The sequence below is a fragment of the Actinoplanes sp. NPDC004185 genome (assembly GCF_053603475.1).
This window is the reverse complement of sequence record NZ_JBSGFR010000019.1, coordinates 155822-163128: the sequence shown is the minus strand read 5'-3', so window position 1 is coordinate 163128 and position 7307 is coordinate 155822. Positions and strand designations below refer to the sequence as shown.

Annotated in this window: 6 protein-coding genes; 3 read left to right on the top strand and 3 right to left on the bottom strand. The window is 70.9% G+C overall.

Annotation, left to right across the window (positions count from 1 at the left end):
- Positions 1 to 228 precede the first annotated feature (228 nt).
- Complete coding sequence (locus ACWEOZ_RS21205; RefSeq protein ID WP_451912396.1) at positions 229 to 1662, top strand: hypothetical protein; 1434 nt, start codon at positions 229 to 231, stop codon at positions 1660 to 1662.
- Between the two features lie 20 nt (positions 1663 to 1682).
- On the opposite strand, the gene ACWEOZ_RS21200 is transcribed toward ACWEOZ_RS21205, so the two are convergent.
- The 3 genes from ACWEOZ_RS21200 to ACWEOZ_RS21190 all read right to left on the bottom strand — a co-directional run bounded on the left by ACWEOZ_RS21200 (position 1683) and on the right by ACWEOZ_RS21190 (position 5469).
- Positions 1683 to 2552 carry a hypothetical protein gene (locus ACWEOZ_RS21200; protein ID WP_451912395.1) on the bottom strand — a complete coding sequence of 290 codons (870 nt, stop codon included), beginning with the start codon at positions 2550 to 2552 and terminating at the stop codon, positions 1683 to 1685.
- A gap of 389 nt (positions 2553 to 2941) precedes the next feature.
- Positions 2942 to 4222, bottom strand: coding sequence for an epoxide hydrolase family protein (locus ACWEOZ_RS21195; RefSeq protein ID WP_451912394.1), 1281 nt, complete (start codon positions 4220 to 4222; stop codon positions 2942 to 2944).
- On the bottom strand, positions 4219 to 5469 hold the full coding sequence (locus ACWEOZ_RS21190) for an epoxide hydrolase family protein (protein ID WP_451912393.1): 1251 nt from the start codon (positions 5467 to 5469) through the stop codon (positions 4219 to 4221). The genes ACWEOZ_RS21195 and ACWEOZ_RS21190 overlap by 4 nt, the downstream gene beginning before the upstream one ends.
- A gap of 316 nt (positions 5470 to 5785) precedes the next feature.
- On the opposite strand from ACWEOZ_RS21190, the gene ACWEOZ_RS21185 reads away from it, so the two are divergent.
- On the top strand, positions 5786 to 6481 hold the full coding sequence (locus ACWEOZ_RS21185) for a type 1 glutamine amidotransferase domain-containing protein (RefSeq protein WP_451912392.1): 696 nt from the start codon (positions 5786 to 5788) through the stop codon (positions 6479 to 6481).
- Positions 6482 to 6503: 22 nt separating this feature from the next.
- The gene (locus ACWEOZ_RS21180) at positions 6504 to 7307 is read left to right on the top strand and encodes an MBL fold metallo-hydrolase (protein ID WP_451912391.1); all 804 of its coding nucleotides are present in this window, start codon (positions 6504 to 6506) and stop codon (positions 7305 to 7307) included.

The window sequence follows — 7307 nt, the reverse complement described above, 5'->3', positions numbered from 1 at the left end:
CTCCGGTATTCAGGTTCTTCTTCGTCGATGAACCCTCTACCGGAGGCCTCTTCGTCTATCGACGACCGACACACCTACTTCGAAACGCGCCCTAGGCCTCAGCGGTGCGGCCGGCCGGGTGGAGTGCCATCCGGCCGGCATCCCACCCGAGCGGGGAGCCGGCCGCTTCGTCCTGTCGCCGCGTATACCGGTGGGTGCGGCGGGCATGACGCATTTAGAGTCGGCTCGGTGGAGACCACGACCCAGATACTGCACAGGCTGACCTCCTACGAGCCGGGACGAGAGTGGGACGACGCCCTCAGCGACCCGCGCCTGGTCCTCGACCTTGAGCCCAACGACTTCGACCGTTTCCCGCTCTTCTACAAGCGGTACTCCGAGACTCTGCCGCGTTTCGCGCTGCCGCGTGCCCTGCCGTCCACCGAGCCGCCGGCCGTCGACGTGCTGGCCGGTCGCGCGGAGGTCGCCGCCGTCGACCTCGACGTGCCGCAGCTCGCCCGGCTGCTGCACCTGTCCGCCGGAGTCGTGCGTACCTCCAAGCGCAGCAACGGGATCACGCATCTGTTCCGCGCCGCCGGATCGGCCGGTGGCCGCTTCCCTCTCGAGCTCTACGTGCTCATCCCCGAGGGTCTCCCCGTGCCGGCCGGCGTGCACTGGTACGACCCGGCTGGTCACGCCCTGGTGCGAGTCGCGTCGGCACCGAGCGGCGGCGACGCGGCGATCGTGGTGACCGGCGTCCCGTGGCGCACGGGGTGGCGCTACCGTGAGCGCGGCTACCGGCACGTCTACTGGGACGCGGGCACGATGCTGGCCCAGACGCTGGCTCTGGCCCACTCGGCCGGGATCCCGGCCCGGCTCTACACCACGTTCCCCGACCGGGCGGTCACCGAGCTGGTCGGCGCGGACGGCGTCCACGAATGGCCGGTCGCCGTGGTCGCGCTCGGCTCACAGCAGCCCGCCCTGACGCCGGCCGGTCCCGCGGTCGCGGGCCAGGTCGACACCGATCCGATGGAGTTCCCGCTGATCACAGCGGCGCAGCGGGCCGGCGACGGCACCGTGCTGGGTGCGCCGTGGGCGGAGGGCGACCCGGTCGACGCGCCAGGGGCCGGGACCGAGCCGGTCGAGGCGGTCGTACTGACCCGTGGCTCACAACGGCGGATGGACCCGGCCCGCGGCGTACCGGCGGACGTGCTCACCACCGGCCTGCGGACGGCGGTGCGGGGGATCGACCTGCCACAGTTCGTGGCCGTGCACGACGTCGAGGGGGTGACCCCGGGCGTGTACCGGTGGCCCGACCTCCGTACGCCGATCCGTCCGGGCAACCACCGCGAGGAGCTCTACCGGGTGAGCCTGGAGCAAGGACTGAGCCGGGACGCAGCCTTCGTGGTGATCACCGCGGCCGACGTGACGAGCCTGGACGACCGGGGGTACCGGGCCGCGCAGCTGGGTGCGGGCCTGGTCGAGGGACGGTTGCACCTTGTCGCGTACGCGATGGGCGCGAGCGCCACCGGAATGACATTCCGCGACAGCGAGATCCCGGCGCTGGTCGGAGCGCCGCTGGACGCACTGCTCTTCACGTGCGTAGGGGTACCGGACTACCGGTCGACAGCGGGTGGACTGCCGGGCGCGCCGGCGGACGTGCGCCTCATGCAACACCGGGATTGAGGGAACGTGTCGAGCCGCCTTCACGCCGTGGCCCAATGGCTCCGAGGATCGAACCAACCTCGATCAGGGAACCATGCGATGCACCTGCCGAACGGGTGCGCCCAGACCCAGACATGGGTGACCTCGGGCGGCAACGCAGGAGGTTGATCCGGCAATCCGCCGTACTCGTTATGGAGGCTGTGAAAGGCGGACCATTCCTTCCCCAGCGGGAGCCCGACGAAGGCGTGGCGCTCGGCGGCTCCCGTCTCCTCGAGCTTCTTGCGCACGTCGGCTCGGTCAGGTGCACTCAGATACTCGGCCAGCCAGGTCATGAGCGCCAGCCAGTCCTGCTCTGCTGGACCGCCTATGCCTTGAGGATAGAGGAGGATCTTCGGCTCCTCGTCCGGCTGGGGCGGACGAGAACAGAGCCTCACGACACCGAGGCCATCGAGTCGGCGTAGCTCTTCCGTCGAGGAGCGGCCAAGGCTGCCGTCGGGCTGTGCTATTTCCAGAAAAACACCCGCGTCCTCCAAGCGTCGGAGGAATGGCTCCAGAGCAGGCTTGAGTGACTTGAGTCTGGCCGACTTCGAGACTGTGACGTACCAGATCCGGCCCAGCGAAGGAGCGGCCATCTGCTGGTCCCGAAGGACCAACTGATTCAGCTGGGCATAGTCGGGGTCGACGTCAGACACGATCTCCACAAATGCGGGTGGACGGTCGGCATACTCGATTCGAACGTCTGCCATTCCCTGCACGCTATTGTCGTCCTGGATGAACACGCGCTCACCCGTCAGCCGAGCAACGACACGTGCGGCCATGTACTCGAAGTCGCCCTCATAGCTGCGAGCGTCGCGCATTCGCATGTCAGCCGAGCGCAAGTCGATGGGGTATCCAGGCTGGAAATCGTCCATCGCCCTACGGTGCTCCTTCGCTGATATGCAGTGAAGAGTCTCCCATGGCACCGACGTTGACCATAAAAGCTGGTCGCTGTGGAGCGTCATCAACGGCCGTCGCGGCCAGCACGGCCACGGCCAGCCCAGGACGCCCAGCAACTCGGTGATGCGCGGCATCGACTGCCTTCGCGGGGAGGGCTGTCGGACGGTCGGCGCGGTGGCCTCGCCGTGAACGTCCATCAACCCCTGAACCCGGATTCGCCAGTCCATCGCGGTGCCGACGGCTCCGATCTCGGTCGGCACCGCGTAGGACCTGTCGGCACCGTCCGGAGGCGACCGTCAAGGCTCTACGCTGACAGCGCACCGCCCGCCGGTTCGTGGTGACTGACCGGACAGTCGCCGCTGGGTCAGCGGAGCGACCGGAAGGCGGCCCGCAGCTCCCGGGTGAACAGCTCAGGCTCCTCCCACGCCGCGAAGTGCCCACCCCGCCTGGCCTTGCCGTAGTACCGGAGAGTCGGATAGCTCGCCTCGGCCCAGCTGCGTGGCGCCTGGAAGATCTCGCCCGGGAAGGCGCTGAACGCCACCGGGACCGTCACCGGCGCCTGCGGGTGGCCGGCGGTCTGCGCCCTCTCCCAGTACGCGCGGGCGGCCGACTCGCCGGTCCCGGTCAGCCAGTAGACCGAGACGTTGTCGAGGACGTGCTCGCGGGTGAGGTTGCCGGACGGCGGGCCGCCGCGGAAGGCGCGAGAGATCTTGAGGTAGCTGTCGGTGTCGTGATCGAGCATCCAGGCCGCCAGGGCGACGGGGGAGTCCAGCAGGGCGTAGCCGATCGTCTGCGGCCGCGTCGACTGCTCGACCAGGTAGCCCCGGCCGGACGTGGAGAAGGCTTGCAGGGCGGCGGCCGCGGCCTTCTCCTCGTCGGTGTTCCTGGGCAGGTTGCCGGTGCCGCCCAGCGCCGGGACCAGCAGGTTCAGATGGATGCCGAGCAGTCCCCGCGGGGCCAGCCGGCCGAGGTTGTCGGTGACGGCGGCGCCGACGTCCCCGCCCTGGGCGACGTAGTGGGGATAACCGAGGCGGCGCATGAGTTCCGCCCAGGCGCGCGCCGTCCGGTTGGTGTCCCAGCCGAGCTCGTCCGGTTTGCCGGAGAAGCCGTAGCCGGGGATCGACGGCAGGACCAGGTGGAACGCGTCCGCCGCGGTGCCGCCGTGCGCGGTCGGGTTGGTGAGGGGGCCGACCGTCTCCAGCAGTTCGACGATCGAGCCGGGCCAGCCGTGGGTCATGACCAGCGGCAGGGCGTTGCGATGCTTCGAGCGGACGTGGACGAAGTGGATGTCGACGCCGTCGATCTCGGTCCTGAACTGCGGGAGAGCGTTCAGTTTGGCCTCGAACCGGCGCCAGTCGTAGCCGGTCGCCCAGAACCGGGCGAGCGCCTGCGCGGTCGCCAGCTGCACGCCTTGCGAGCGGTCGGCGACGAGCTCGCGGGACGGCCAGCGGGTCGCGGCGACGCGGCGGCGCATCTCGGCCACCTGCTCGCGCCGGATCGCGACCCGGAACGGGTGGATCCCCGTCCGGCCGGTGGCCGGGGTAGCGTGCGCCGGCGCGGGGCCGAGTGCGGCGGTTGCGGCGACGGTGACTCCGGCGGCGAGGCCGCCCTGCAGCAGTTGCCGTCGAGTGGGCTGGGAGGTCATCGGTCTCCACCTCGTGAGTTGTCGAGTGCCGTGTCGGTCTGCGGTGCTCGCAGCGGCCGGAAGGCGGCCCGCAGCTGGGCGGCGAACAGCTCCGGCTCTTCCCAGGCGGCGAAGTGGCCGCCCCGCTCGGCCTGCCCGAAGTAGGTGAGGGTCGGGTAGGACTGCTCGGCCCAGCTGCGCGGCGTCCGCCAGATCTCGCCGGGGAACGTGCTGAACCCCACGGGAACCCGGGGGTCGGGCAGTGGTGGGCGGCCCGCGGCGGGCGCGTCCGGCCCGTACGCCTCCCAGTACGACCGGGCCGTGGACGCTCCGGTGCCGGTCAGCCAGTAGGCCGTGACGTTGTCGAGGATGTGGTCGCGGGTGAGGTTGCCCGCGGGCCGGCCGTCGACGAACGCGCCGGCGATCTTGTAGTACGCGTCGGTGTCGTGGTCGATCATCCAGGCGGCGAGCGCGGCCGGGGAGTCCAGCAGCGCGTACCCGATGGTCTCCGGCCTGGTGGCCATCTCCACGAAGTAGCCGTTCCCGGTGGTCTGGAAGACCTTGATCGCGGCCAGCGCCGCGCGTTCCTCCTCGGTGTCGTCCGGCAGCGAGGCCGGGTCGTTGAGGGCCGGCACGAGCAGGTTGGTGTGGATGCCGATCAGCCCGTCCGGGCCCAGCCGGCCGATCGCGTCGGTGACCCCGGCGCCGACGTCCCCGCCCTGCGCCACATAGCGGTCGTAGCCGAGCCGGCGCATCAGCTCCGCCCAGGCCCGCGCGGTGCGCACCAGGTCCCAGCCGACCTCGGCCGGCTCGGCCGAGAAGCCGTACCCCGGCAACGAGGGCAGCACCAGGTGGAACGCGTCGCCGGCGGTGCCGCCGTGCGCGGTCGGGTCGGTCAGCGGGCCCACCGAGTCGATCATCTCGATGATCGATCCGGGCCAGCCGTGGGTCATGATCAGCGGCAGCGCGCCCGGGTGCTTCGACCGGACGTGGACGAAGTGGATGTCCACGCCGTCGATCTCGGTGGTGAACTGGGGCAACGCGTTGAGCCGGGCCTGTACGCGCCCCAGGTCGTACTTGCCCGCCCAGTACCGACCCAGCGCCTGCATGGTGGCCAGCTGCACCCCCTGGGAGCGGTCGCCGACCAGCTCCCGGGTCGGCCAGCGCGTGGTCGCGAGGCGGCGGCGCAGGTCGTCGAGCGCTGCCTTGCGGAAGTGGACGGTGAACGGCCGGATCGCTGTTCCGGCTTGCTGTTCGAGCGTGGTCATCTCACGCACACTGCCTTTCGGTCGGAATCCCGCACGACGTCGATGTCCCACCAGCCTCGCGAGGCCCGGGCGCGTAGCGCACCCGGGAGATGCCCTGGTCGACACGCCCTGGGGGTCGGTGCTTCCCTGGCCACGACCGCGGTGGTGCATGAAACGGCAGGTCAGGGACCGACCGGGCACGGTTGGTCGGATCCCGGCGACCGATCCCGGGCCGGATCGGGACCCGGGGGGACGGCCCGGGTGTCTCACCGGCGCGACGCCGCACCCGGGAGCGCGACCCTGGTGCCAAGTGCAGGGATCAGAAGGAGGAGGCGTGATGGCGAAGGTGCTTTTCGTGGTCTCAGGAGCCACGTACCTCGTGCTGAAGGACGGCACGCGATGGGCGACCGGATATTGGGCCGAGGAGTTCGCGATGCCGTACCGGGCGCTGACGGAGGCGGGTCACGAGGTGGTGGTCGCGACGCCCGGCGGCACCACGCCGAACGTCGACATGATGAGCCTGCGGCCGTCGATGGCCGGGGGCGAGCAGGGAGCCCTGGAGCTGGAGGAGATCATCCGGTCGGCCGAGGTCATGCGGCGCCCGCTGCGGCTGGCGGACGCCCGCCTCGAGGACTACGACGCGGTCTACCTGCCCGGTGGGCACGGCCCGATGCAGGACCTGGCCGTCGACGCCGACGCGGGCCGGCTGCTGACGGCGGCGCTGGTCTCGGGCAAGCCGCTCGCCATCGTGTGCCACGCCCCGGCCGCGCTGCTGGCCACCCGGATCCATGGCGAGTCGCCGTTCCGGGGCTACCGGATGACCGCCTTCACCAACGAGGAGGAAGAGGCCGTCGGGCTGGCGTCCCGGTGTCAGTGGCTGCTCGAGGACGAGCTGATGGACAAGGTCGGCGTCGAGTTCAGCCGGGGCCCGGTGTGGGAGCCGTATATCGTGGAGGACCGGAATCTGCTCACCGGCCAGAATCCGCACTCGGCTGCCACGCTGGCCGAACGACTGCTCAAGATTCTCGGCTGAGGACGCCCGCAGGGGGTTGATCATGACAGGCGTGCTCGCGCGGCAGGACTGTGCCGCCACGGTCCTCGGCGGTCCCACCGTGGTCATCGATGTCGGAGGTCTGCGGATCGTCGTGGATCCGACGTTCGACGCTCCGGGCCCGCACGGCTACCTGACCAAGGTGGCCGGTCCGGCCGCGGCCGAAGCGGAGCTCGGTGCGGTCGACCTCGTCCTGGTCAGCCACGACCAGCACCCGGACAACCTGGACGGCCGCGGCCGGGCCTTCGCAGCGGCGGCGCCCCTGGTGCTGACCGGCCCGGCGACGGCCGGCCGGCTGGGGCCGCCCGCCATCGGGCTGGCCACGTGGGCCGAACATGCGGTTCCCCGCGCCGACGGCGGCGGAGATCTGACGGTACGGGCGGTGCCGGCCGTCCACGGCCCCGAGGACGGTGAGCGTGACGCCGACGGCAACGTCAACTGCGAGGTCACCGGCTTCGTGCTGTCCGGCGCCGGCCTGCCGGTCATCTACGTCAGCGGTGACAACGCGTCGCTGCGGGCGGTGGCCGACATATCCCGGCGCATTCCGGATGTCGACGTGGCCGTGCTCTTCGCCGGGGCGGCCCGGGTGCCGGCGAAGTTCCACGGCCGTCCCCTGACCCTGGACAGCCGCCGGACCGCCGCGGCCGCCGCGGTCCTCGGCGCGGGCATGGTGATCCCGGCGCACTACGACGGCTGGACGCACTTCTCGGAGTCGGGGACGGACCTGGAGACGGCGTTCGACGAGGCCGGACTGTCCTCAATGCTGCGGCTGCGCGATCACGGGAGCTGGGTGTCTCTGCGACCGTGA